Raw genomic sequence first — 23,603 nt, forward strand, 5'->3', positions numbered from 1 at the left:
TATTAAGGTTTTTTCTGGATACCGTGGTCAAGCCACGGTATGACACTGTACTTATAATAACCATAATACAGTAAATTATTATCCACGCAACAACGCCCCGCCTTTAAGCTAGAATGACATCGAACTTTTTATATTTTTGACACTACAACAAACAATATAGTATAATTCAAAGAAATTTGCTATAATAATGAATTCAAAATATTAGAATCCATAAAATGATAAAGAAAATTAAGTTTGTAAAAATGCATGGATTGGGGAATGATTTTGTTATCGTTGATGCAAATGATTTGCCGAAGCAATGTAACTTAGTACGGCTCGCTAAAGATATAGCCGATCACCGTCTAGGGATCGGCTGTGATCAGTTTATTATTTATGATAAACATCTCGATTATTATGAAATGGTCATTTACAATATAGACGGCTCTAGTGCTAAATTATGCGGTAATGCTTCAAGATGTCTTGCTAAGTTATTATATCTTAAATCGGGCGAAAAGAATATCACTATAACAATAGTTGATAAAAAACTATTATGTAGTGTTGATAATAACGATCAAATTAGCGTTAATGTAGGAGTAGTTAGCTTCAATGAATCTTGGATGCCTGAGCGTGAAAAGATTTGGGCGGTTGCTGAGCGTTATATGATTGATTTAAAAGAAACTATTTGTGTTGATATCGGTAATCCGCATTTGGTTATTTTTAGTAAAGTTGAGCCTCAAGATCAAAATATAATTAGTGAGAAATTACAAGATAAAGAATTATTTAAGGACGGCGTAAATGTTAATTTTGCCGAAGTTAAGGATAATAAAATTTACTTATCGGTTTGGGAGAGAGGGGCAGGGCTGACGCTTGCCTGCGGTAGCGGTGCTTGTGCAAGTTTTGCGGCAAGTTTAAAACTGGGCTTTATGCACTCTCCAAGTGAAGTAGTATTTAAACTAGGTAGCCTTATTATGTCCGAGCAGAAGGGGCATATAATAATGACGGGTCCTGCTAGCTTAGTTGCTAGCGGAGAGTTTTATTATGACTAACTCACAAGAAGTAGTGACGTTTGGCTGTCGGTTAAATATCTATGAAAGTGAAGTAATTAGGAAAAATCTAGTATTATCGGGTCTTGAGAATGTAACGGTGTTTAATACCTGTGCAGTGACTAGTGAAGCCGAAAAGCAAGCAAGGCAAGCTATCCGTAAAGCAAAAAAAAACAATCCTGATTTAAAAATTATCGTCACCGGTTGCTCGGCTCAAAATAAGCCTAAAATATTTGCCGATATGCCGGAAGTCGATAAAGTTATCGGTAATGAGGAAAAACTTTTTGCCGAGCATTACCGATTGACGGACGAAAAAATCGCGGTTAACGATATAATGTCGGTTAAAGAAACGGCGAATCACTTAGTAAGCAGTTTTGACGGCAAGTCAAGGGCATTTATTCAAGTACAAAACGGCTGTAATCATCGTTGTACTTTTTGTATAATACCTTACGGTAGAGGTAATAGTAGGTCCACCCCTATCGGTGCTATAGCAAATCAGGTCAAACATTTAGTACGGAACGGCTTTAAAGAAGTTGTTTTTACCGGCGTGGACGTTACCGCTTACGGTCCCGATCTTCCTGGGTCGCCGACATTTGCACAAATGATTAAGCGCGTGCTTGGGTTAATACCGGAACTCACCAGGCTTAGGTTATCCTCGATTGATGTGGCGGAAATTGATGACGAACTTTTTAATCTTATAGCATATTCGCCAAAAATAATGCCGCATTTTCATATTAGTTTGCAAGCCGGTGATGATATGATATTAAAGCGAATGAAGCGTCGCCATAATCGTCAAAATGTTATTGATTTTTGCCGTAAGTTACGGGCTATTAGACCGGAGGTATCTTTCGGTGCCGATATTATAGCCGGCTTTCCTACAGAAACTTCAGAGATGTTTGAGAATAGTAGGGCATTAATCGAGGAAGCCGGTTTGCAATATTTGCATGTGTTTCCTTATTCAGAGCGAGAGGGAACGCCGGCCGCTAAAATGCCGCAAGTGCTAAAGTCAGTTAGAAAAGAAAGAGCCGAAATTTTACGCCAAGAAGGGCAAAAACAATTGCATGAATTTTATAAAAGGCATATCGGGCAAAAAGTAGAATTATTGATAGAAAATAATCAACTAGCCCACACGGAAAATTTTATTCCGGTAAAGCTTGCGAGTCCCGTGGAAGTAGGACAAATTATTAAAGCTAGGTTAATTGGAATAGAAGGGGATCATATGTTGTGTGATATAAGTTAATTTGTCAGTTGGGATTATTATATGATAGGTTAAAGCGTGTTCGATGTCATTCCCGCGAAAGCTGGAATCCAGGCTTTTCTTTGTCATGCTGAACTTGTTTCAGCATCTATTTGTAGTAGATCCTGAAATAAATTCAGGATGACTATTAACTTTCTAGATTCCCGCCTTTAGCTAGAATGACACCCTTTTTATGGCAATTTCTTATCCACGCAACAACGCCCCGTTTTCACGGGAATGACATAGAGTAAAAAATCATAGGGTATTATAATTCTTAGGTTCACTAAATTCTTTTAATGTTACTGCTTTATTATCAAAAGTTATAGTAGAAATACATCCATACACCTTATTAATTTTACCCAGTAAAATATCTGAAAAATCAGCATTATATTTTTCGTAATCATTGAGAGAGAGCCACAATGTCTCAGGTTGTTCAAATACGAATTCTGTAGTTGATAATATAGCTCTTACTGCATCAGTTATTTCTTTTTTAGAATATTTGTAGCCTCGTTCCAAAACCCAAATAAGTTCACATATTACTATATTATTAATAAATATTGATTGTGCTTGATTTTCATATTGACTTATTACTTTATTTACAATAGTTGCTTGCTTTTCATCATCTTGAGTTAAATATCTAACCAAAACGTTAGTATCAATACCTATCATACCGGCCTCTAATAACTTCATCCATTTCTTCACAATTAATAATATTTTGAGGTTTTGGTAGGATACCTTGTAATTTCCTTACTGAATTATTAATAGGTATAAGTATTATATAATTATCTTGAATAATGAATTCAACTTTAACACCTGAAGATAAATCTAACTTTTCTCTTATAAAGGTAGGAATAGTTAATTGCCCTTTACTAGTAAGTGTAGAATAGTAATTTTTCATAATTACCTTACTTTAATTTATATAACATATATATTATATTATAATAAGGAAAAATATTATTCAACTTATTTTATTATTAAATGCAAGAATAAACTATTAAACTGTTAGATTAGGTTATCCAAGGGCTAGTCTAATCCGGTTTAAATGTATTGACAAAGTACTTACATAATGTAATATATTATACATTAAAACAGGTATTTATATGAAATATAAATTAGACGCTTACGAACAAGACATTGAAGATAATTATGAAAAGATGGAAATACGTAATGATGCAAAAGAGCGTGAAATGATAATGCAAGCCGCTAAGGAACATGTTGTTAGAAAAAAATCAATTACCATTAGGGTTGCCGAACATGATATTGAAGCAATGAAATTTAAGGCTTCTAAGAAAGGTATCCCTTACCAGACATATATTAATATGCTTATTCATTTAGACGCCGCAAAACTGTAATTCCTTTTATGTTCAAAAACATTGCAGTTTATGGAGGCGGTAGTTTCGGTACGGCACTTGCTTGCCAAGTTGCTAGATGCTGTAATAATGCTACCTTATTCTTGCGTGATAGTGAAATTGCTAATGAAATTTCAATAAAGAAAACTAATAGTAAATATTTAGACGAAATTATATTGCCGAATAATATAATAGCTACTACGGATTTAACTACCGTCAAGGATTTTGAAGTAATTATTATTGCTACACCCTCTATAGCTTTTGATAGTGCAATAAAGCTATTAAAAACTTCCGGTATTTCACCGACCGGTATTTTATTAATTGCAACAAAAGGCTTTGCAAATAACCCTACCGAGCTATTATCGGCTAGAGTGAAATCTATATTGCCTGATAACCCGATAGCTTTTATTGCCGGACCGAATTTAGCTAAAGAAATAGCAAATGGGTTATTAACCGGGGTAACTATTGCAAGTTCTGATAAGGATTTAGCCGATAAGCTGGCAATCAGTTTAGCCTCGGAATTTTTTGTTACCACTAGTAGTGATGACATTATAACACTACAAATAGCCGGAGCCGTAAAAAACATCATTGCCATTAAAAGCGGTTTGTATGAAGCAAGCGGACAGGGAGAAAACGCTAGGGCTTTGCTTATTACGGATGCTTTAAAAGAAATAAAAATTTTATCAAAAGCTCTTGGGGGCATGCAAAGCGATCCGAATATTTTGTTTGAGCCTTGTATTCTTGGAGATTTGATTCTTACCTGTTATTCCAAAATATCACGTAACGCAAGATTTGGCTATGAACTCGGAATTCAAGAGGATAAAAAGAAATTTTTACAAGAATATAAAGGGCTAGTAGAAGGAAGAGAAGCGGTAAAATTGGTTTTAGATTTTATACGAAAATATAATCTATTGATGCCGCTTATTTCCTCGGTAGCTTTGGAACTTGGATTATTATAATGTTCAAAATATCCTCGAAGGCAGCTCCGGAAATATTTAAAGAAGTAGCGCAAATAGTATTAAAGCTATTATTTATTTTAATATGCTTTTTTATACTATTATTTCCGGTAACGAACTTTAAAATTAATATGGAAAGCGCTATTTTTCCTGCTTGTGAAATAATCCTTATTTATTATTTTACTTCTTTTTATAATTTAAGCTTGTGGATGATATTTTTAGCCGGCATGCTGCTTGATCCGCTATATTCAATGCCTTTGGGGACAAATTCTTTAGTTTTTTTATTAGCTCATTTATTTTTTAAATTAGCCTCACGGTTTTTTCTTGCTAAAAATTATCTCACAAATTTTATTATTTTTTGTACCTATTGCTTTATTATATTAAATCTTAGATATTTATTGATATCTATAAAGAATTTTCACTCGGACGGTTATATTACAATATTATTTCAATATTTAACGACTATATTTTCATATAATTTAATTCGTCTTTTACTTGACTATCCATTAGATTATTTCAAAAAAAATGCTAAACAAAAAAATATTACATGATCAATTAGTATCGCGTCGAGCCTTTTTAATCGGCATAGGCAAGCTAGGGCTTTTATCGTTTTTAGGGGTGCGTATGTTTTATTTGCAGCTCATTAAAAGTGAAGAATATAAAACGTTATCCGATAAAAATCGTATTAATTTTGTGGTTATTCCTCCGGCAAGAGGACGAATTTATGATTTGGAAGGTAATATCCTAGCAACAAATCAAGCATGTTTTCAGTTATTAATAGATAGAAATAGCAACGTTAAGTATTTAGATGAATTAGCTTTGATAAGCCAAATTTTGAATTTGTCGTTAGAAAAACAAAGTTATATTAAGCAAAAAATCAAAAAATCCGGTAGGCATACACCTTTAATGATACTCGACCAGCTTGATTGGCAACAAGTATCTTTAATTGAAGAGCAAAAACAAAAATTAACCTCAATGTTTATTGATATAGGATATTCAAGATTTTATCCGTTCTCAGAAGTTACTTGTCATTTAATCGGCTATACCGGTCGTGTGAATGAACAAGAGAAAAAAGAGCAAGAATTAAATATTTATAATTTAAGTGATTTTAATATCGGTAAATCCGGAGTTGAAAAATATTACGAACACAAATTACGCGGTGAATTCGGTTATAAAAAAGTCGAGGTTAATGCCTTTGGTAAACAGGTAAGGGAGATTACTAACGTAGCTAGTAAATCAGGGATAGATATCCATTTAAATATTGATGCTAAGCTGCAAAAACAGATACAACCATACCTAAATCAACAAGGTTGTTCGGCAATAGTTATGGATACTACAAACGGTAATATATTAATTCTTGCTGCTTCTCCCGTATTTGAATCAAATAATTTTAGTAAATTATCGGATGATTATTGGAGTAGCTTAACTAACGATCCTTATAAGCCGTTAATCAACAAAACGGTACAAAATTGTTATCCTCCCGGTTCCGTCTTTAAGATAATTACCGTATTAGCTGCTTTAGAATCAGGCATAAAACCTGATAAAACTTTTTTCTGTAACGGCGCGTCGGTGCTAGGTACTAATAGTTTTAGATGTTGGAACCATCACGGTCACGGTACTTTAGATATGCTTGGGGCTATAAAACATTCTTGTAATATTTATATGTATGAATTATCAAGGATAATAGGGGGTGATAAGATATTAGAAACTGCTAGAAAATTCGGCTTCGGTTCAAAAACCGGTATTGATTTAACCTCGGAAAGTTCAGGATTTATTCCTTCCAAAGAATGGAAAAAACAAAAATTAAAAGCTCCGTGGACAATCGGTGATACTTTTAATTTAGCAATAGGGCAGGGCTTTACCACCGTTACGCCTATTCAATTAGCAAGATTTATCACGGCTATAGCCGGCGGTAAATTATATACCCCGCAGATAGTTAAGAATGATTCCGAGTTTCAACCCAAATTTCAACAAATTGATATTGATCCCCAAAATATTAAAATAATACAAGAAGGGTTATATAATACAGTGAATATAACCGGTGGCACTGCTTACTATAATAGAATATTAGGCGAAAATCGTCAATTAGCCGGTAAAACCGGTACTTCGCAAGTACAAGCAAAAGCAAGTGCAAAAGATGATTTAAGCCGTGAATCTATCGCTTGGGAACGACGTAACCACGGTCTATTTATAGGATTTGCCCCGTATCATAACCCCAAATATTCGGTTACTATTTTTGTCGACCACGGAGGCGGTGGCAGCAGAGCAGCAGCTCCTATCGCTCGGAAAATTATGTCCGATGTTTTAGATAAATATATGTAGTTAACGCGAACTATGGATAATTCTTATCTATAGTTGGGGTTAGTTAAGTTTTGAGATTAACGCCGCCGTTGCAAGGAGGTATTGTTGCATGGAACGTTAAACGTCATTGCGAGGCGGCTTTGACCTTGTTGCATGGCTCGATCTTACCCCGTCATTGCAAGGAGGGACGTAGTCCCGACGTGGCAACCCAGGAAAAAATAGCAAAAAAATAGCAAAAAATGTTATGAAAATTATTATTTTCTAGATTGCCGCGCTCCCTTTGGTCGCTCGCAATGACGATTCCGGTAGCCATGCAACAACGCCTCTTAACTAAAGAACACATTTAGCTGTATAAAAAATCATAAAAGTAAAAAAAATGTATATAACTCATAATTATGTTATTATATGAGTTATAACTTAAGCATTTATAACTCATGATATGGAATTGGCAACATAAGGATTGGCCTAACTTTAAATATGATCAAAAACTTATATTTGAATTAGAGAAACGTTTTATTAACAATAGCGGTATTCTTTTAGGATCAACTAAATATCTTTCAGAATCCGATCAAAATAATTTAATTGTTATGCTTGCAAGTAATGAAGCATTAAATACTTCTGAAATTGAGGGAGAATACCTAAACAGAGATAGTGTACAATCTTCTATAAAACGCTATTTTAATGTAGCAATAGATAATAGAAAAGCAACCCCTGCCGAAACCGGTATATCGGAAATGCTAGCTAATATGTATTATTCATATGCGAGGCCGTTAAGCCATAATTATTTGTTTAGTTGGCATGCAATGCTAACTAACGGTAGAAGAGATTTGGGTTCTATAGGAAAATATCGTATTCATGAAGAAGCTATACAAGTAATTTCAGGTAAGTATCATGAACCTAACATTCATTTTGAAGCTCCTCCATCTAATATTGTTCAGAAAGAAATGGATAAGTTCATAAAATGGTATAATGATAATACAGATTATATCCTTCCTCTTACTAAAGCTGCTATAGCTCATCTTTATTTTGAATCTATACATCCATTTGAAGACGGTAACGGAAGAATAGGTAGAATTATTACTATAAAAATGTTATGTCAAAATATAGGACAACCGATATTAATAGCTTTATCACATGTAATAAATCAAGAAAAAAAATTATATTATAACGCTTTAGAGCGCAATAACAAGAGCCTTGAGATTACTGATTGGATATTATATTTTGTTGAAATAATAGTTAAGGCTCAGGATTATACTTTGCGTAATATTGAGTTTTTAATAAACAAAACAAAATTTTATGATAGATTTAAAAAGATATTAAATATAAGGCAAGAAAAAGTAATTAAAAGAATTTTTGAAGAGGGAGTAGAAGGCTTTAAGGGGGGCTTAAGTGCTGAAAATTACATAAATATTACTAAAACTTCTAAAGCTACTGCTACAAGGGATCTTCAGGAATTAGTAGAAATGCAAGCATTTACTAAAATTGGAGTACTTAAGGGAACAAGATACAATATTAATTTAGAATCAAAATAATTTTTTAACTACAAAAAAGCTGCTAACTGTAGTTAAGTATAAGCAGGGGCATTGTTGCATGGCTCGAATTTTCGATGTCATTCTAGCTAAAGGCGGGAATCTAGAAAAAACACTTTTAAGTCATCCTGAATTTATTTCAGGATATCTTTTAATAGATGCTGAAACAAGTTCAGCATGACATAAGCAAGGCTGGATTCCCGCCTTTAGCTAGGAATGACACCGAGAGCGTTTTTAACCATCCATGCAACAACACCGGCTTGACCACGGCATCCAGTCAGGCTTTTTAATTTTTTCCGGACCTAGTTAGCAAGCCACGGGGTGACAGTTTTAGACACTTTTTACCATCCACGCGATAACATCTCTTCGCAATGACGAGCTTAGAGATATTACCGCTTAAATCAACACTAATAAGCTGTTGCTGAAAGAACATTATACTAAAGTAAAAGATAAAAATATTATTTATTTTTTACTATCAGCGTCTGTTGCTTCTGCTTTTTTAGGCAACATTATTTTTACATCGGCCTTGCTTTCCAATTCAGCTATATATTGCTTTAATACATCGCCCGCTAGCTTGTTGTTTATCATTGTTTTAGCTTCTTCTATAGTCGGTACGCGTACCGGTCTTTTTTCAAGCACGGTAATAACATGCCAGCCGAAATCGGTTTTTATAGGTGCCGAAACTTCATTTACTTTTAGAGCAAATGCTTTTTTCTCAAATTCCGGTACTAGCTGTCCTTGTTGATTTAAAATAATATATCCGATATCTCCACCGTTTGCTTTTGTAGAAGTGTCTGTAGAGTAAGTTTGCGCTAATTTAGCAAAATTCTGTCCTTTGCTTAATTTAGTTTTAATTTCATTAGCTTCTTTTTGGGTCTTAACTAAAATATGAGCAACTTTTATTTCTTCCTTACCTTTAAGCGACGCTGCATATTTATTATATTCTTCGTCAATCATCTTGTCGGTAATATGTGATTTTACGTAATTTGATAATAATTCCTGCTGTGCCAGTTGATTTTTAGCATTATCGAGTTTTTCTTGAAATTCTTTAGAAGATTCAATACCTGACTTTTCTGCTTCTTGCTTTAACAAAATATTATTAACAAAAATTTTTATTAATTGTTCTTGTTGTTCAGGGGCAAAATCTGCAAATGTTTTGTCCTTTAATTCGGGTTGCATACTAAGTTGTGGGGCAAGCTCCTTCATAATTTGTGATTCTCTCACTTCTCCGCCTTTATAAGTAGCAATTACTTTATCATCAGCAAACGCTACGCTAGATAACATACTGATAGATAAGAATATAACAGATAATTTTTTCATTAGATATGGCTCATAATTGTTAAATATAAGTTAAATTCTATAAAAACTAAATCCTTGCGTCAACAGCTATTTATAATATTGTTTGATAATTTTATAACAATGCCTTATTTTAGTAAAAAAGTAATAATTAGGAAGTATTACTTTTTATAAAAGGTGATACTTCTTGCTGCTAATATTTAATTTAATTCAGGATTTTAATGTTTTCTTTATTTAAAAAACTTTTCGGGACGGCAAATGATCGAGTCGTTAAAAAACTATTTTCGGAGGTCGGTAAAATTAATTCATTCGAGCCGATAATTCAAAAGCTTTCGGACGATGAGCTTAAAAATAAAACAGAAGAGTTTAAACAGAAGCTAAAAGACGGTGCCACACTAAATGAAATTGCCTATGAGGCGTTTGCGGTCGTACGGGAAGCGGCAAAAAGAGTCCACGGTACGCGGCATTTTGACGTTCAGCTTATCGGTGGCTTGATATTGCATCGCGGTATGATTACGGAGATGCGTACGGGGGAGGGTAAAACTTTGACTTCCACGCTGCCGGTATATTTAAATGCTTTACGCGGGAAAGGCGTACATGTCGTAACGGTTAATGATTATTTAGCAAAACGTGACTCCGAATGGATGGGGAAAATTTATAATTTTCTAGGGGTATCGGTCGGTTGTATTATTAGCGGTATAAGTGATAATTTAAGGCGTGAAGCTTATAATGCCGATGTTACTTATGCCACTAATAATGAGCTTGGTTTTGATTATTTAAGGGATAATATGAAGTATAGTATGCAAGAAAAAGTACTTCGTCCCTTTGAATTTGCGGTTATTGACGAAGTCGATTCAATTTTAATAGATGAGGCCAGAACTCCGCTTGTTATATCAGGTCCTGTTGATGATAATTCGGAGTTATATAGTAAAATTGATAAAATAATACGTAAGCTAGACGCCGCCGATTATGAAAAAGATGAAAAATTAAAAACAATTAATTTAACGGAAAACGGTATTACTCATACGGAAGCTTTGCTAGCTCAAGAGAATATTATAAAGCCCGAATCCGGCTTATATGATTTTGAGAATTTAAGCTTAGTTCATTATGTTAATCAAGCATTAAAAGCTCACAACTTGTTTACGATCGATGTGGATTATTTAGTACGTGACGGTAAAGTAATGATTATTGATGAATTTACCGGACGCGTTATGGAAGGACGTCGCTACTCCGAAGGACTGCATCAAGCATTAGAAGCCAAAGAATCGGTAAAAATTCAAAATGAAAATCAAACGCTTGCCTCTATTACTTTTCAAAATTATTTCCGTAATTATCCTAAATTATCGGGTATGACCGGTACGGCTATGACTGAAGCGTCAGAGTTAAAAGATATTTATAATCTTGACGTGGTTGCCGTGCCGACTAATAACAAAATCAGTAGAATTGACCTTGACGATGAAATTTACGGGACTAAACAAGATAAATACGATGCTATTTTAAAGCTTATCAAAGAGTGTTACGAGCGCGGGCAGCCGGTATTAGTCGGTACGGTCAGTATAGAAAAATCGGAAGAAATTTCTAATTTGTTAAATAAACATAAAATTATCCATAAAGTATTAAATGCCAAATTTCATGAACAGGAAGCTTTTATTATTGCCCAAGCCGGTCGGTTTAAGGCAATAACTATTGCTACAAATATGGCCGGTCGCGGTACCGATATTATGCTAGGAGGTAATCCGGAAATGCTAATAGAGCAGTTAATCAAGGAGAATGAGACTCCTGAAAATTATGAAAGCAAAATAGCCGAAATAAAGCAGCAAATAGCCGATGAAAAACAACAAGTTATCAATGTCGGCGGGTTGTTTGTGATCGGTACGGAAAGGCATGAAAGCCGTCGAATCGATAACCAATTAAGAGGTAGATCAGGCAGACAAGGCGACCCCGGTACTACTAAATTTTTTCTCTCCTTAGAAGATGATTTAATGAGGATTTTTGCCTCTGATCGTATTTCAGGAATTTTAAGGACTTTGGGGCTTAAAGACGGTGAAGCAATCCATCACCCGATGATTAGCCGCTCCTTAGAAAAAGCTCAGCAAAAAGTTGAAGGACATAACTATGAAATACGTAAAAATTTATTGCGTTTTGATGACGTAATGAATGATCAACGTAAAATAATATATGAACAACGAAACGAGATTATTAAATCTAAAGATAGTTACGGTTTCTTACGGACGACCACCGAAGAATTAATCAAAAAAATAATTTTAATATTTATGCCGACAGGTTCTTATCGTGAAGATTGGGATTTAGAAAATTTGAGCTTAGAATTACATCGTATTTTTGCTATAAAATTTGACCGGAGTCTAGTAAGCAAAAACGACGTAACCGAGGAAGACGTTATAAAAATAGTTACGCAAACGGCAAATGAATTATATAAATCAAAAGAAGAAACATATAGTACCGATTTAATGCATAATGCAGTAAAATATATTTTATTAACTACTCTTGATCAAGTTTGGAAAGATCATTTACATAGTTTAGATCATTTAAGGCAAGGTATATCCCTGCGTGCTTATGCTCAAAAAGACCCGCTTAGCGAGTATAAAAGAGAGGCGTTTAATCTGTTTGAACAGATGTTAAATAATTTAAAAGAGTTATTTGTTCAAACCGTCTATCACTTTCATATCGATACTAGCCATATTCAGAAAGAGGATTTATCGCTTGAGCATAAGAAACTACAAAAAAATATGCGTGAGAGTAGGGAAGACCCGGCATTTAGTAAATATAATGCCGGCAGTAGCGTAGAAACGGAGCTTAAACCCGTCATCTCCCGCATCGATCCGGAAGATAGAATAGAATCCGATCCGACCACTTGGGGTAAAGTATCGCGTAATGAATTATGCCCTTGCGGTTCGGGTAAAAAATATAAATATTGCCATGGGAATAATGAGTAAATAAATAATATTATATTTATGAAAACTACTTTGCCTGAGCGTCCGCTTGAAGTTCGAGACAGATTTGATTATAGATTCGGTGTCATTTTCACGCTCCTTTATGTCATTCTAGCTAAAGGCGGGAATCTAGAAAATACTTTTTAAGTCATCCTGAATTTATTTCAGGATCTACTAAAAAAGATGCGCAAAACTTGTTCAGCATGACAAAGAAAAGTTTAGATTCCAGCCTTTAGCTAGAATGACATCAAAAATTCGAGCCATGCAACAACGCCTTCGGTCGCTCGCAATGACGATTCCGGTAGCCATGCAACAAGGCTCGCCGCAGCTAGGAACGACATCGGGAACGTTTGTATCAATCGCAACAATGTTTCCTTGCGCTGATCTTTCTGAATTTACTACTCCTTCTTATTGACAAATATGTAAAAAGATTTTATATTATCTTTTAAGTTTAAACAAATATTATTCAGTATGTCAAAAGCAAAAACCGCTTCAAAAAATAACCCGACTTCTAGGGAGCAAGCTAAAGAATATTTTTATAACGGTCAGAAAATTAAGCCGGTAAAGCTTATATCTGTTCAAACTTCTTTTTTGGCAGCGGAATATGAAGGTTCCGGCGATCTAGTTTTAGGAAATAACGGCAAAGCATTAGCTTGGGGATTAGTAAAAAGTTTATCTTAATTTCTCACCTCACAAATCTCATTAATAAATAATAGGGGACATAGCTCAGGGGTAGAGCATCTGCTTTGCACGCAGAGGGTCAAGGGTTCGATTCCCTTTGTCTCCACCATTCGACATTTTCGGACAAATTTACGAAGGTATTAAACGGCGAACGTAGCTTATAATCAAGCTTCTCGCCATTCAAAGAAAGGTTAGACAATGTTAAATTTACTAAATTGCGTTTTTCTGCAATAGTCGAACTTTTAAATGACTCATAGGCGTTAGAAGCCAATATAAGATAGGAGCAAGTCATCGATCTTGATTCGGCTGTAAGAGAACGTATGAAAGAGCTGATTATTACTGATAAAAGTGGTAAGATTACTGGAATACATAATTGTGCGGATCATCATGTTGTCCATAAAGGAATTCCAGGTGCTAAAAAATTATTTGAAGATATAGGGATAGATATCGATAAATCTAAAGAAAACAGAATTACCCTTCCAGCTGATGAAGAGCTAACAAAACGTGATATTACTGATATGACTCAACATATTGGGCGGCATGATGATAAAGCAATAAGGGAAATACTTACAGAAATCAATGATATAATTGAAGCTTTAGAAAATAATACTATTTCTAAGGAGCAAGCCAAAAATGACCTATTAAAATTTATTCAAAAAGAAAAGCAAAAGCTTATTGGTGGTACAAAATCTTTAAATAAAATAGGAAGATATTAATGTCAGTACCAATAGAAAAAGCACAAAAATACTTACAACGTTTTGAAGGAAATAAGCCTTTAGTAATTTATCCTCATGGTTTTTATCCTAGTAAATGTAATCCAGATTTAGTTGAAACAGACATAAACTTAAGAAGAGGTCTCTATCAAATTCAAAATATTGGGCCTAATAAAACATATAAAATTATTGCAGGTTTTAAAAGAGCTAAATTAGAAGATTTTATCCATTTTGATTGGTTATATGGAGGTGATGGAGTACCTGATCTTTTTAATAAACGACTAGTAGAGAAAATTCTACAAATATGTCCTAACGATTTTATAGCTTTACCTGTTACTTTAATTAATTTATCAGCTCAAGTAGAACCTTACGAAAATAAAGATTTTTATGTGGTCAATGCCTTAAACACTATAGATGCTATTGATAGGAAAAAATCAATTATTGATGTTTATCCTAGTGGGAGAGAGAGAGTAGAAAAAAGAGTATATAAAGAAAGTTTATGGCATGATCATCTATTAGTTTTTGAAATTAATATTAAAGGTATGATTTGGCATCCAAGGCTTGCTAAAGCTTTATATCCAAGCAAACAATTTGATTTCCTAACTCCTGAGGAAGATAGTTATTTTATTCAATGGCAAATCCCAGAAGGATATAATAAAAAAAGCTGGTTTGAGTGGTTAAATGTAATGAAAAAAATGATGTACCCAAGCAAACGTTTGCTAAAATCTGTAGGCTTCAAAAATGATTAATTAAGAGCTTTATTAGCGTAATAGTCTAAAATAATCAATAAATACGTTGAATTATTAAGTGTTTTTGTATAGAAAAGATAAACTTTAAATACTAAAGATATATTAACATTATGCAAGAATCAGATAAACATTACGATGACGTATTACTAGATATTTTAGTACAGATATCAGAGCAGAATAAAGCAGTAGAAGCTTATTTATTACAGAAAAACTATGAAATGGCTTTAACCGAGTTGTCACAAGTAAACGAAAAGTTAGCAGAATATACCGGTATGGTAACTTTGCTTATACATATTAAAAATCATTATTCTGATAAAGAACCCAATTAACCTTAAAAATACTGAAAAAACAGGTTGAGTTTTAAATATATGTTACTATTATAAGGTTCAAGTGCATATCGCTCAATACTTCTTAATGATATTAAGTTTTACTTTAAATTAGATGAAATTAGAGTAACGCCATTGCAAGAACTTGAGGGTGATGAAGAGATAAGCTTTATGTTTAAAGATTCATTAACTTCATCTATTAATGTGTTTTACCCCTAAATACGAGCTTCCCACATCCTATAAAGCTCTTCAGTATGGTAGCGTTGAACCTAATTATAGCCATAAATTATATGTATTTCTAACAAAAGATATAATAAATAATAAGCAGGAAAAAGCCCTTATCTATATCAAAGTTCCGTATATTATGAACCGCGACGTAGAAGAAACTCTAAGTATTTTTATGCATTTAATTAAATTACTTTCGGATAAGAAATAATATACTTCTAATATAGCTGATTTGTAAGAGTACCGGACATTTGCACGATCATCATTTTCATTGTTAATTCGGTTCTGAAATTGTCCACAACGCCCCGCCAGTCTGGACAGTTAGCCAATTTTTCGAGTTCTGTGAACGGGAAAGCCGGTTGGTAATGCACCTTCTAGCCTCTCAAGCTTAGGTTAGAGAATATAAAATTTAAAAATTCCCTTTTTTCGTTAATTGTCGAACCTTTAAAAATTTCGTATGCATTTGTCGTTACATTTATAAAATCTAAAAGCTTCTTAGAAAGCTTATCATCTATGCCATCATAGCTTTTAATTAGTTCGCTAAGCTCATATTGACGCTCTTTTAATTGCGATTTCTTACATAAAAACTCCTCTCTAGTTAAGCACCGTCTGCTACTAAATCTACTAACGAATCAAGCTTATTTTGGATTTTCGTATGTTCTTCTTTTAATGCGCCGACTTCTTGATTAAACTCGTGTGCCTTACCTCGGTTAACGCATTTTAAATAATCCATAGTTTGCTTTAAAATTTCAGGGTCTTTAATCTTTAAGCTCTTAAGTATATCCTCAACTTGCTTTATTACTTCGTCCTCTCTAACCAACTGTACAGCGTCATCTCGATCGCTTGATACAAGCGAATTTTCTGGATTCGCCTGTACTCACGTACTTTTGTACGGTAGCTTAGCTCGTCTTTAAATTTATTTTGTCTAAAGCTTTCTGAATTTAGCTGTATTTACTTTTTATAACAAATTTTCGTTGATACTTACTCTCGTGTTGCTATTTGCAAGCTTTATACCGACAAAACTTCAATTACTTCATTGGAGTTATTATCATATTAAAGCTTTTCTAAAAGAGATACAAGCCGATATAATCCTATCGCCTCAACTTCCTTATTTATTGAATATTGATCGCCCTCCGAATAAACTACAAATGATTTATCAGGTTTTAAATCCGCTATAGCAGTATAAAACCCCTTTGTCGGTCTTGCGGCTAGTCCTCGTTTTATTTCGATAGCCCATAGACCATGATTATTCGGTAACTCTAACAACAAATCTATTTCTCCACCTGCTCTTGTCCGATAAAAACTAGCTTTAGTACGATTGGGAACTACCGATAAAATGTTTTCTATTGCAAATCCTTCAAAACTAGCCCCTACTACCGGATGACCGGCTAAATCATTATAAGTTTCTATACCTAATAGTGCATGTGTTAACCCACTATCTCTAATATAAATCTTTGGTGATTTTACAAGTCTTTTTCCAATGTTTAAATGAAAAGGGCTTAACCTTCTGACAAGCAATAAATCCACTAAAAGGTCAATATATTTTGTAATAGTAGGAGCACTAACAGATAACCCCGCTGCTAATCTTGATGCATTTAACATCGTACCTTGGTTGTGAGCTAACATTATCCAAAAACGCTCTAATGTGTGAGCCGGTATACGTGGTCCAAATTGGGGGACATCTCTTTCTAAATAAGTTTGAATAAAATTTTCTCTAAAAGCAAAACTATCAGAATCGCTATTTGCTAAAAAGCTATCAGGCAACCCACCTCTTAACCACAAAACGGTAAGCCCTCTTTGCTGTTCAGGAATTTCTAATATGTCTAAAGGATTCAAATTTATATATTCTATCCGTCCTGCCAAGCTTTCACTGGATTGTCTTAAAAGATCAATTGATGCTGAACCCAAAATTAAAAATCGTCCTGTGCGTTTGCCACTACGCCTTCCTTGATCAATAAGGCTACGTAAGCTTTGAAATAACTCCGGAAATCTATGAATTTCATCAAATATAACCAGCGTATTCTCATATTCTCTTAAAAATAATTCCGGATCATATAACTTATCTCTATCAGTTCGTGATTCGAGGTCTAAGTATAAAGCTTGAAATTCTTTTGCTATTTCTAAAGCTAAGGTAGTTTTCCCTACTTGCCTTGGACCGATTATTCCTACAGCAGCTTGTCGAGATAATGCTGTTTGGATAAATTTATATATGCGACGTTTTATCATCCTTCTATATTAAAAGGATTGGTTATAATATGCAAGGATAAAATGTATTTTTATGAATTTGATTTTAAACGACGGCATTTATATAATTTTATATCGAGCGTGTGTAGAATCAAACAAAGCCTTAGTAAGCTTCTACTAAATTCATATTATCACTTCCTAGCAAATCATGTTCTTGATATTTATTTAAGTTGTCAAGGGCGGTAGAATATTCATAGCAGCAATTATTTTCTGTAGAGTGTGATAATTCATTCACTAGAGGTTGCACCATCTCAATGAAGCATTTTACTTAATACTTCATTTTTTACCCCACCGCATAAAATTTCTATTGACTTTCGGTAGAAAAAATATATATCTTTTCTACATAAAACATTTACTTCTTACAGTTTAACTTAAAATTTAAAGCCTAGATATAAGTATTGATGACAAGGAATTACATGAAGGAATAGGTTTTATACTATTATATTATCATAATAATAAGTTAAAGACATGAGGTTAAAACTTATATTTTAGGCTATGTATTCTAATTTTTTTAAATCATCATCTGAAACAAAAAGGATTAAACATCCTATAATTATTTTTATTGTAATTGGTTATATTGCTACTGCAGTATTAATTTTTAAGTATTATGATGAAAAAGTAAAAAACACAAAATTTTTGCTTTTAGATAATAATTATAAATTAATATTGGAAACTAGCTTAAATAAATTTCAGTCATTAACTTCTAAGCCGAATATTAATCTGCAAGCTTCTCATATCTCTTTAGACGGTAAGAGCAATTATATTGAAATTTGTGAAAATGAAAAATGTATAAATTATAATTTGCACAAATTTCAATCATTATTAGCTAAGTCTATACCTAATTTTAATAATTTTAAAATAGAGTTAGATAATAACTTACTTTATTCAAATTTTACTGCCGATAATTATGAAATAGAGAAAATACATTATTTAAATCAAGATAATAAATTAGTAATAGGAATTAGTGTTGACAATAATTATTGGAATCAAGTAGCAAAAAATATAAGGCAACCTTTTTGGGTTATAATTACTTTTCTATCGTTTAGTTTTATCATTGTATGTTGTTTATATAGGGTTTTATTTAAGAAATTTGAAAAAGAATATCAAAATAAATATGATATTGCAGTTAAAAATTGTGAAAAGCTATGGATGACAAAAATTTGGAATATTGAATTTAATAAATCTCAAGATATCGAAATTAACTATTTATTTAGTCAAGAGGCAGCTAAAATAACATTTTTAAGTGAAAATAATCTACTGGATCAAAAAGATAATACTATAAGCTTTAAACCATATTCAGAAGAAAAATTATACTGTTCTATTGCTTTATATAATCCGAACCATAAAGAAGAAGTCGATATACCAAGATTAATTAAAATTTTTACTAATAGGTTTGATAAAGAAGACGATAATATTTCTTTTACTATATCCGGTTTTGAGAAAAAAGTATACTTCTCTTCTACCGCAGCATTTTACCAAATTATATATAGCATAATAAGTTATCTTTTTTTTATTGTTAAAAAGCAATTTTTTAATGGTCAACATCATATTGATTTATTTATAAACAATATATCAGGGAAATTATTGTTTAGTTTTAACTATAGTGGTGTGCCTATAGAAAAGGAAAAAGATTTATTTAGGATGTCAAACGAATTTGCGAAAGCACATGCTAATCCTTTTATACTTAGTATAGAACAAGTATTTAAGCTGTTAAGGTTAAATGGTTTTAATTTTAAAGTAAGTTATGATAAGTCAAATATTATAGAAATAAGTGAGAAAGTGATCAGAAGAAACAAACTAGTAAGAAATAGCCGAGAGAATATCATATATTTAACTGATTGGGATAAAGGAAGATGAGAAAGACAATAATTATAATAAATAAGAAAAAAGTTACATTAAATTATGTATAATTAATTTTTAATTTCTTCTTAATAAGAAAAATAAGCTCTTTCTTGATTAGTTGATTAAAATAATTTGACATCAAATATAAATCGTATTAACAGCTAAATACCTAATTAATAGGTAATAAATTCAAGGAAAAGAAATGAGAAAATTTTTATTATTGTTGATAGTATTTATCACGCCGTTAAGTTTATTTGCTCAAGACAAAGTAAATAATATCGTTGCGCCGGTTAGTTATTTTATTAATCATGTGCAACAATTAAATCAAATCAAGAACAATTTAAGTAAATATAGGCAAGCTAGCATAGTAGGCATTAGCGGGATGGGTAAAACTCAACTTGCTAGAATGTATGCATATGAAAATAAAGATAATTATGATTTAATTTGGTTTATTGATTGTAATTTAAATATTAACGATGAACTTTTAAAACTAGCAAGAGCTATTAATAAAGCAAAAGAACAACCTGTAATCTCGGAAGAGGCAGCAACTGTAAAAAAACAATTAATGGAATATTTAGGACAAAGTGATAAGTGGTTGCTAATATTTGATAATTTGAAGATTAATGAAAATAAAAAGATAGAAGAATTTATTAATTGGGAACATAACGGTAATATTATATTTTGTTCGCAAGATAGTGAAATCCTACCTTATATAATAAAAGTTACGCCTTTTAAGAAACAAGAAACCGTTGAGCTTGCTAATAATATTTTAGAAGAGAAAGATAATAGCTTAGTAGAATTTTTGGTACAAGAGTTTAAAGGATATCCGGTGCTGACGGTACAAGGAGCGCAAATATTAAATAATGTTAAAGGTCTAAATAAGGAAGAATATAAAAATAAAATACACAAATCTACCGATAAAATTAGTTTTAATATATCTTTAGTAATCGAACAATTAAAACCGACTGCCAAACAACTTCTGAATAAAATAGCTCTCTTAAATACGCAAAGTTTTTCAAAAGATTTACTCGGTATTATCACCGATAGTAAAAACACTCTAGATGATGATATTTTTCAGCTATCAAAATTTGCTTTAATATCAAATATAGACCCTGATGAAGCTAATCCTATTTTTGAAATGCATGATGTCATTACTCAAAAAATATTAGAAAAAAACAGCACAAGTAATAATAAGTATTTAGAAGAACTTGTTATTAAGTTTGTTGATGCTGTACCGAAAAGTTCAGTCAAATCATTTAGTTTTAGGAATGCTAAAACAATTCCAGAAAATATTGAGATGATTACTAAAAATGCAGAGAAATATAATATTGGTATTTATAAATTATTGGAATTAAAGCTACAGCAAATAACACAATGCGATAATTATTACGATTTAGTTGAAGGGAAGAAATTAGTTGATTGGTTTGATGAAAACGATAAAGCAGGAAAATATAAATTATGGTTAATGAATAATGAAGAAAAGCGAGTATATGCCGATTATTTGAATATAATAGGATGGTATTACCTAAAATCTTCTAATTATCGGATGTCTACAGAATATTTTATTAGAGCCAAAAAGACATTTGATGATGTTAAGGGGTATGAAACATTGAAAGTCGATGTAATATCTGGTTTAACCGATTTGTATATTTCAGTAGGTGATATTCAGGAGGCACAAAAAAATATACAAATTTTAGAGCAAAAGTTAGATAAAGGATTAGTAGATAATTCTGAGCAAACAATGGTATATGCCTGTAAAGCAAGATTGTTTTTTTTAAAAGGAAAATATAATGAAGCATTAGAGCAGGTTAATCAATCTATTCAGGCTGCTATTTCAAGTGGATTATCCCCTGATGCCCTATTTTTGACCGGCGATTATTTAATTAAATCTGAAACATTAAGTAAGTTAGGTAATTATAAAGAAGCTCTTGCTCAAGCAGAGCAAGTATATAATATGCAAAAGCATGTTAAAAAGGAAACTCACCCAATATTCGGTAGAATATATACTCAGATGGCAATGCCATTATTTGGTTTAGGAGAAGGATACAAAGCTTTAGATTATGTGAATAAAGCCTTAGATATTTTTAAAAATAACGATAAAAATTTTGCTGCAGGAAAAATGGTTATTGTAACTAATCCGAGGATAGCTAATGCATATGTAGTTCAAGGTGATATATTATTTGCTATGGATAAACTTGAAGAAGCTTTGAGCAGTTATAGGCAAGCGCAAGGTATATATTTTAACTTATATAAAGAAAATAGTAAGAATGTTGCACAGGTAAGTTACTTAAATCTTCAAGGAGCAAAAGCTGCTTGCAAGAAAAAAGACACACGTATGTATAAAGGTTTTGGTGAGCCACAAGTTATGCAATTCGGTTTAGAAAATCCTAATACAATCGAAATGTTTAAATATTGTGAATCTTACGATATGCACTTAAGTAAGAAAAAAACTTATATAAAAGATAAATCCAATTAGTAGAAAATAATTATAATTTATAATTATATATCAAAATTTTTTCTTTTTTTAGGGGCAGTTCTTAGTGTTTTTATAATTGTTAATTACGTTATATAAGCCTATCGATTAAATATTCTGCAAAATGTTCTTGAACTTCTATAGAATTACCTTTTAAAGCACACTGATACACTTCTTGAATTAATGAAATCATCTTATTCATGGATAAATCTATATTTTTTATAAGAATAAGTTTAGTAGTGATACTTGTCGCCCCAGAGAATGCTGTTATTTGTTCTTTATTTAAAATATCAAATTGTATTTCTTCTTCATCAATAATTAAAGATTCAACTTTAACTCCAAGTGCTTTAGCGATTTGCTGAATAGTTTGAATGCCGGGATTTTTTGAACTCCCTCCTATAATACTATAGATAGTATTTCTACTTAACCCTGTTATTTTTTCTATATCTGTCGGATTGATATCTTTTTGAGTCATTAACTCATTAAGTTTAGCTGATAAAGTTGCCATAAAATAACACTAAAATTTTATAAATAATAATAAATTTGTAATATTGTAAAAATTATGAGCAAATATCTTTATATTTTTGTCTAAAATATAAAGATATTACTTTGCATTTCTAAAAAGTAAGCATAATCTTATTAAACAAATTTAAAAATTATAAAACAGCCAGTAAATACTTCACCGACCAAAGTTAATATATTTACCGGCATAATACTAATGCAATCAAGACATAGTACGCCTATGAACATATCAAAACAGCTTGTAAAAGGCAAGGAAAGAATCGTACCTAAAAAAAGTATGTTAAGGAGAAGAAACCTCATACTTTATTCAAGGTATTACATAATCAATATATCTGTTAAATCTTATATATGGAAAAATTATTGCATTAATGCAATTAAGAAAATTCTTCAAGCTATTAATCCTTTTAAAATAATTGAATTATTTTTCTTACGAAATTATCTACTCAAATATTCCATTAACTTTATATTTCAAAATATTACCTTATTATTTTTCATCCTATTTTTTAGCTAGTTTCTCTTCTAGATAACATCAATATTACAAAAATTTTTTAAATATCGATTAAAGCACACTTTAAGTAGACATATAACAGATTATGCCTTAGGTAATTTAAACTCTTACTTAAGGTACCAACTAAAAACAAGGAGAATATTTTTATGAATAGGGTAGAAACAAGAATTTTTAACTATGGAAAAAATATAGATACAAATTTAAAAAACATTTCTAAACAAGTAGATGAAATAAAGGAATTGCTAGATGTATTTCCGGCAGAGAAAGAGTTTATAAGTGAATGGGATGATGAAGATTACTTAGATGATAAAGGATGGGTAAAATTTCCGCCGGTAAAATCAGAATGAATATATATTTTTTCATGCTTTACAAGTGCTTTTATTGAGATGAGGAATAATAGAATTAACTAGAAATCATAGCTTTATTATTCATAGGTAATTTTTTAGAATATTTTGATTTATTGTTATATATTTATATGGCTTCATTTTTGAATGAAGCGTTTTTTCCAAAGGTTGATTCATATTTATCAGAGGTTTATTTGTTATAGCAATTTGTTCAACATATTTATTTAAACCTTTAGGAGTTTTATTATCTAACTGATGTTACGCAGTAAAGTTATAAAATAGCATAATGTGATTATGAATTCTTATTTTGTAGCATCTTGAAATTATCAAAGTGG

Annotated in this window: 26 protein-coding genes and 1 tRNA gene; 19 read left to right on the plus strand and 8 right to left on the minus strand. The window is 31.9% G+C overall.

Going from position 1 to position 23,603, the window contains the following annotated elements:
• Positions 1–215 precede the first annotated feature (215 nt).
• Positions 216–1,025 carry a diaminopimelate epimerase gene (gene dapF / locus AAGD64_RS03935; RefSeq protein WP_341793936.1) on the plus strand — a complete coding sequence of 270 codons (810 nt, stop codon included), beginning with the start codon at positions 216–218 and terminating at the stop codon, positions 1,023–1,025.
• Positions 1,018–2,262, plus strand: coding sequence for a tRNA (N(6)-L-threonylcarbamoyladenosine(37)-C(2))-methylthiotransferase MtaB (mtaB, locus tag AAGD64_RS03940; RefSeq protein ID WP_341793937.1), 1,245 nt, complete (start codon positions 1,018–1,020; stop codon positions 2,260–2,262). The genes dapF and mtaB overlap by 8 nt, the downstream gene beginning before the upstream one ends.
• A gap of 252 nt (positions 2,263–2,514) precedes the next feature.
• Here mtaB and AAGD64_RS03945 read toward each other — a convergent pair whose 3' ends face one another.
• Together AAGD64_RS03945 and AAGD64_RS03950 are read right to left on the minus strand one after the other, a co-directional pair.
• On the minus strand, positions 2,515–2,928 hold the full coding sequence (locus AAGD64_RS03945; RefSeq protein ID WP_341793938.1) for a type II toxin-antitoxin system VapC family toxin: 414 nt from the start codon (positions 2,926–2,928) through the stop codon (positions 2,515–2,517).
• Entirely contained in the window at positions 2,915–3,157 is a 243-nt protein-coding gene (locus tag AAGD64_RS03950) for an AbrB/MazE/SpoVT family DNA-binding domain-containing protein (protein ID WP_253307862.1), read from the minus strand. Before AAGD64_RS03950 ends, AAGD64_RS03945 begins: the two co-directional genes overlap by 14 nt.
• A 202-nt stretch (positions 3,158–3,359) precedes the next feature.
• On the opposite strand from AAGD64_RS03950, the gene AAGD64_RS03955 reads away from it, so the two are divergent.
• From AAGD64_RS03955 to mrdA, 4 genes are read left to right on the plus strand one after another with little or no spacing between them, the layout of a single operon-like run.
• Positions 3,360–3,611: a CopG family antitoxin gene (locus tag AAGD64_RS03955; protein ID WP_341793939.1), complete on the plus strand. Its 252-nt coding sequence runs from the start codon at positions 3,360–3,362 to the stop codon at positions 3,609–3,611.
• Between the two features lie 8 nt (positions 3,612–3,619).
• Positions 3,620–4,567, plus strand: coding sequence for an NAD(P)H-dependent glycerol-3-phosphate dehydrogenase (locus AAGD64_RS03960; RefSeq protein WP_341793940.1), 948 nt, complete (start codon positions 3,620–3,622; stop codon positions 4,565–4,567).
• A complete protein-coding gene (locus AAGD64_RS03965; RefSeq protein ID WP_253307859.1) occupies positions 4,567–5,115 on the plus strand; it encodes a hypothetical protein in 549 nt (182 codons plus the stop codon). Before AAGD64_RS03960 ends, AAGD64_RS03965 begins: the two co-directional genes overlap by 1 nt.
• Positions 5,090–6,886, plus strand: coding sequence for a penicillin-binding protein 2 (gene mrdA, locus AAGD64_RS03970; RefSeq protein WP_341793941.1), 1,797 nt, complete (start codon positions 5,090–5,092; stop codon positions 6,884–6,886). The genes AAGD64_RS03965 and mrdA overlap by 26 nt, the downstream gene beginning before the upstream one ends.
• A gap of 151 nt (positions 6,887–7,037) precedes the next feature.
• Here mrdA and AAGD64_RS03975 read toward each other — a convergent pair whose 3' ends face one another.
• Positions 7,038–7,178 carry a hypothetical protein gene (locus tag AAGD64_RS03975; protein ID WP_341793942.1) on the minus strand — a complete coding sequence of 47 codons (141 nt, stop codon included), beginning with the start codon at positions 7,176–7,178 and terminating at the stop codon, positions 7,038–7,040.
• A 121-nt stretch (positions 7,179–7,299) separates the two neighbouring features.
• Here AAGD64_RS03975 and AAGD64_RS03980 point away from each other — a divergent pair, with 121 nt between their 5' ends.
• Positions 7,300–8,397, plus strand: coding sequence for a Fic family protein (locus AAGD64_RS03980; protein ID WP_341793943.1), 1,098 nt, complete (start codon positions 7,300–7,302; stop codon positions 8,395–8,397).
• A 155-nt stretch (positions 8,398–8,552) separates the two neighbouring features.
• Positions 8,553–8,684: a hypothetical protein gene (locus AAGD64_RS03985; protein ID WP_341793944.1), complete on the plus strand. Its 132-nt coding sequence runs from the start codon at positions 8,553–8,555 to the stop codon at positions 8,682–8,684.
• A gap of 172 nt (positions 8,685–8,856) precedes the next feature.
• On the opposite strand, the gene AAGD64_RS03990 is transcribed toward AAGD64_RS03985, so the two are convergent.
• A complete protein-coding gene (locus tag AAGD64_RS03990; protein ID WP_253307856.1) occupies positions 8,857–9,714 on the minus strand; it encodes a peptidylprolyl isomerase in 858 nt (285 codons plus the stop codon).
• Between the two features lie 197 nt (positions 9,715–9,911).
• Between AAGD64_RS03990 and secA the strand changes: the two genes are divergently transcribed.
• The 8 genes from secA (at position 9,912) to AAGD64_RS04030 (ending at position 15,113) form a co-directional block, all read left to right on the plus strand.
• Positions 9,912–12,644, plus strand: coding sequence for a preprotein translocase subunit SecA (gene secA / locus AAGD64_RS03995; RefSeq protein ID WP_341793945.1), 2,733 nt, complete (start codon positions 9,912–9,914; stop codon positions 12,642–12,644).
• Positions 12,645–12,662: 18 nt separating this feature from the next.
• On the plus strand, positions 12,663–12,788 hold the full coding sequence (locus AAGD64_RS04000) for a hypothetical protein (protein WP_341793946.1): 126 nt from the start codon (positions 12,663–12,665) through the stop codon (positions 12,786–12,788).
• A 94-nt stretch (positions 12,789–12,882) separates the two neighbouring features.
• Positions 12,883–13,056: a hypothetical protein gene (locus tag AAGD64_RS04005; RefSeq protein ID WP_341793947.1), complete on the plus strand. Its 174-nt coding sequence runs from the start codon at positions 12,883–12,885 to the stop codon at positions 13,054–13,056.
• A 56-nt stretch (positions 13,057–13,112) separates the two neighbouring features.
• Positions 13,113–13,322 carry a hypothetical protein gene (locus tag AAGD64_RS04010; RefSeq protein WP_253307853.1) on the plus strand — a complete coding sequence of 70 codons (210 nt, stop codon included), beginning with the start codon at positions 13,113–13,115 and terminating at the stop codon, positions 13,320–13,322.
• Positions 13,323–13,356: 34 nt separating this feature from the next.
• A tRNA-Ala gene (locus tag AAGD64_RS04015) sits at positions 13,357–13,431 on the plus strand.
• A gap of 211 nt (positions 13,432–13,642) precedes the next feature.
• Entirely contained in the window at positions 13,643–14,038 is a 396-nt protein-coding gene (locus AAGD64_RS04020; RefSeq protein ID WP_341793948.1) for an AHH domain-containing protein, read from the plus strand.
• A complete protein-coding gene (locus AAGD64_RS04025) occupies positions 14,038–14,784 on the plus strand; it encodes a hypothetical protein (protein ID WP_341793949.1) in 747 nt (248 codons plus the stop codon). The genes AAGD64_RS04020 and AAGD64_RS04025 overlap by 1 nt, the downstream gene beginning before the upstream one ends.
• A gap of 110 nt (positions 14,785–14,894) precedes the next feature.
• Positions 14,895–15,113: a hypothetical protein gene (locus AAGD64_RS04030; protein WP_341793950.1), complete on the plus strand. Its 219-nt coding sequence runs from the start codon at positions 14,895–14,897 to the stop codon at positions 15,111–15,113.
• 820 nt (positions 15,114–15,933) lie between these two features.
• Here AAGD64_RS04030 and AAGD64_RS04035 read toward each other — a convergent pair.
• From AAGD64_RS04035 to AAGD64_RS04045, 3 genes are all read right to left on the minus strand, one after another.
• On the minus strand, positions 15,934–16,155 hold the full coding sequence (locus tag AAGD64_RS04035; protein WP_341793951.1) for a hypothetical protein: 222 nt from the start codon (positions 16,153–16,155) through the stop codon (positions 15,934–15,936).
• A gap of 233 nt (positions 16,156–16,388) precedes the next feature.
• Complete coding sequence (locus AAGD64_RS04040; protein ID WP_341793952.1) at positions 16,389–17,561, minus strand: ATP-binding protein; 1,173 nt, start codon at positions 17,559–17,561, stop codon at positions 16,389–16,391.
• 121 nt (positions 17,562–17,682) lie between these two features.
• Positions 17,683–17,829 carry a hypothetical protein gene (locus AAGD64_RS04045; RefSeq protein ID WP_341793953.1) on the minus strand — a complete coding sequence of 49 codons (147 nt, stop codon included), beginning with the start codon at positions 17,827–17,829 and terminating at the stop codon, positions 17,683–17,685.
• Positions 17,830–18,074: 245 nt separating this feature from the next.
• On the opposite strand from AAGD64_RS04045, the gene AAGD64_RS04050 reads away from it, so the two are divergent.
• Together AAGD64_RS04050 and AAGD64_RS04055 are read left to right on the plus strand one after the other, a co-directional pair.
• Positions 18,075–19,436 (plus strand): hypothetical protein, encoded by a 1,362-nt coding sequence (locus tag AAGD64_RS04050; protein WP_341793954.1) that lies wholly within the window; start codon positions 18,075–18,077, stop codon positions 19,434–19,436.
• 187 nt (positions 19,437–19,623) lie between these two features.
• Positions 19,624–21,897 (plus strand): tetratricopeptide repeat protein, encoded by a 2,274-nt coding sequence (locus AAGD64_RS04055; RefSeq protein WP_341793955.1) that lies wholly within the window; start codon positions 19,624–19,626, stop codon positions 21,895–21,897.
• Positions 21,898–21,985: 88 nt separating this feature from the next.
• Here the strand turns inward: AAGD64_RS04055 and AAGD64_RS04060 are convergent, their stop codons facing one another.
• Positions 21,986–22,402 (minus strand): helix-turn-helix domain-containing protein, encoded by a 417-nt coding sequence (locus AAGD64_RS04060; RefSeq protein ID WP_253307842.1) that lies wholly within the window; start codon positions 22,400–22,402, stop codon positions 21,986–21,988.
• Between the two features lie 668 nt (positions 22,403–23,070).
• On the opposite strand from AAGD64_RS04060, the gene AAGD64_RS04065 reads away from it, so the two are divergent.
• On the plus strand, positions 23,071–23,271 hold the full coding sequence (locus AAGD64_RS04065; protein WP_341793956.1) for a hypothetical protein: 201 nt from the start codon (positions 23,071–23,073) through the stop codon (positions 23,269–23,271).
• Positions 23,272–23,603 lie beyond the last annotated feature (332 nt).

The organism is Rickettsia endosymbiont of Ceutorhynchus obstrictus, assembly GCF_964026565.1.
Classification (GTDB): domain Bacteria; phylum Pseudomonadota; class Alphaproteobacteria; order Rickettsiales; family Rickettsiaceae; genus Rickettsia.

Excerpts from the sequence above, each read along its gene's own strand:
- dapF (WP_341793936.1), top strand. The coding sequence starts at position 216 with ATGATAAAGAAAATTAAGTTTGTAAAAATGCATGGATTGGGGAATGAT.
- mtaB (WP_341793937.1), top strand. The coding sequence starts at position 1,018 with ATGACTAACTCACAAGAAGTAGTGACGTTTGGCTGTCGGTTAAATATC.
- AAGD64_RS03945 (WP_341793938.1), bottom strand. The coding sequence starts at position 2,928 with ATGATAGGTATTGATACTAACGTTTTGGTTAGATATTTAACTCAAGAT.
- AAGD64_RS03950 (WP_253307862.1), bottom strand. The coding sequence starts at position 3,157 with ATGAAAAATTACTATTCTACACTTACTAGTAAAGGGCAATTAACTATT.
- AAGD64_RS03955 (WP_341793939.1), top strand. The coding sequence starts at position 3,360 with ATGAAATATAAATTAGACGCTTACGAACAAGACATTGAAGATAATTAT.
- AAGD64_RS03960 (WP_341793940.1), top strand. The coding sequence starts at position 3,620 with ATGTTCAAAAACATTGCAGTTTATGGAGGCGGTAGTTTCGGTACGGCA.
- AAGD64_RS03965 (WP_253307859.1), top strand. The coding sequence starts at position 4,567 with ATGTTCAAAATATCCTCGAAGGCAGCTCCGGAAATATTTAAAGAAGTA.
- mrdA (WP_341793941.1), top strand. The coding sequence starts at position 5,090 with ATGCTAAACAAAAAAATATTACATGATCAATTAGTATCGCGTCGAGCC.
- AAGD64_RS03975 (WP_341793942.1), bottom strand. The coding sequence starts at position 7,178 with ATGGCTACCGGAATCGTCATTGCGAGCGACCAAAGGGAGCGCGGCAAT.
- AAGD64_RS03980 (WP_341793943.1), top strand. The coding sequence starts at position 7,300 with ATGATATGGAATTGGCAACATAAGGATTGGCCTAACTTTAAATATGAT.
- AAGD64_RS03985 (WP_341793944.1), top strand. The coding sequence starts at position 8,553 with ATGCTGAAACAAGTTCAGCATGACATAAGCAAGGCTGGATTCCCGCCT.
- AAGD64_RS03990 (WP_253307856.1), bottom strand. The coding sequence starts at position 9,714 with ATGAAAAAATTATCTGTTATATTCTTATCTATCAGTATGTTATCTAGC.
- secA (WP_341793945.1), top strand. The coding sequence starts at position 9,912 with ATGTTTTCTTTATTTAAAAAACTTTTCGGGACGGCAAATGATCGAGTC.
- AAGD64_RS04000 (WP_341793946.1), top strand. The coding sequence starts at position 12,663 with ATGAAAACTACTTTGCCTGAGCGTCCGCTTGAAGTTCGAGACAGATTT.
- AAGD64_RS04005 (WP_341793947.1), top strand. The coding sequence starts at position 12,883 with ATGACATCAAAAATTCGAGCCATGCAACAACGCCTTCGGTCGCTCGCA.
- AAGD64_RS04010 (WP_253307853.1), top strand. The coding sequence starts at position 13,113 with ATGTCAAAAGCAAAAACCGCTTCAAAAAATAACCCGACTTCTAGGGAG.
- AAGD64_RS04020 (WP_341793948.1), top strand. The coding sequence starts at position 13,643 with ATGAAAGAGCTGATTATTACTGATAAAAGTGGTAAGATTACTGGAATA.
- AAGD64_RS04025 (WP_341793949.1), top strand. The coding sequence starts at position 14,038 with ATGTCAGTACCAATAGAAAAAGCACAAAAATACTTACAACGTTTTGAA.
- AAGD64_RS04030 (WP_341793950.1), top strand. The coding sequence starts at position 14,895 with ATGCAAGAATCAGATAAACATTACGATGACGTATTACTAGATATTTTA.
- AAGD64_RS04040 (WP_341793952.1), bottom strand. The coding sequence starts at position 17,561 with ATGATAAAACGTCGCATATATAAATTTATCCAAACAGCATTATCTCGA.
- AAGD64_RS04045 (WP_341793953.1), bottom strand. The coding sequence starts at position 17,829 with ATGGTGCAACCTCTAGTGAATGAATTATCACACTCTACAGAAAATAAT.
- AAGD64_RS04050 (WP_341793954.1), top strand. The coding sequence starts at position 18,075 with ATGTATTCTAATTTTTTTAAATCATCATCTGAAACAAAAAGGATTAAA.
- AAGD64_RS04055 (WP_341793955.1), top strand. The coding sequence starts at position 19,624 with ATGAGAAAATTTTTATTATTGTTGATAGTATTTATCACGCCGTTAAGT.
- AAGD64_RS04060 (WP_253307842.1), bottom strand. The coding sequence starts at position 22,402 with ATGGCAACTTTATCAGCTAAACTTAATGAGTTAATGACTCAAAAAGAT.
- AAGD64_RS04065 (WP_341793956.1), top strand. The coding sequence starts at position 23,071 with ATGAATAGGGTAGAAACAAGAATTTTTAACTATGGAAAAAATATAGAT.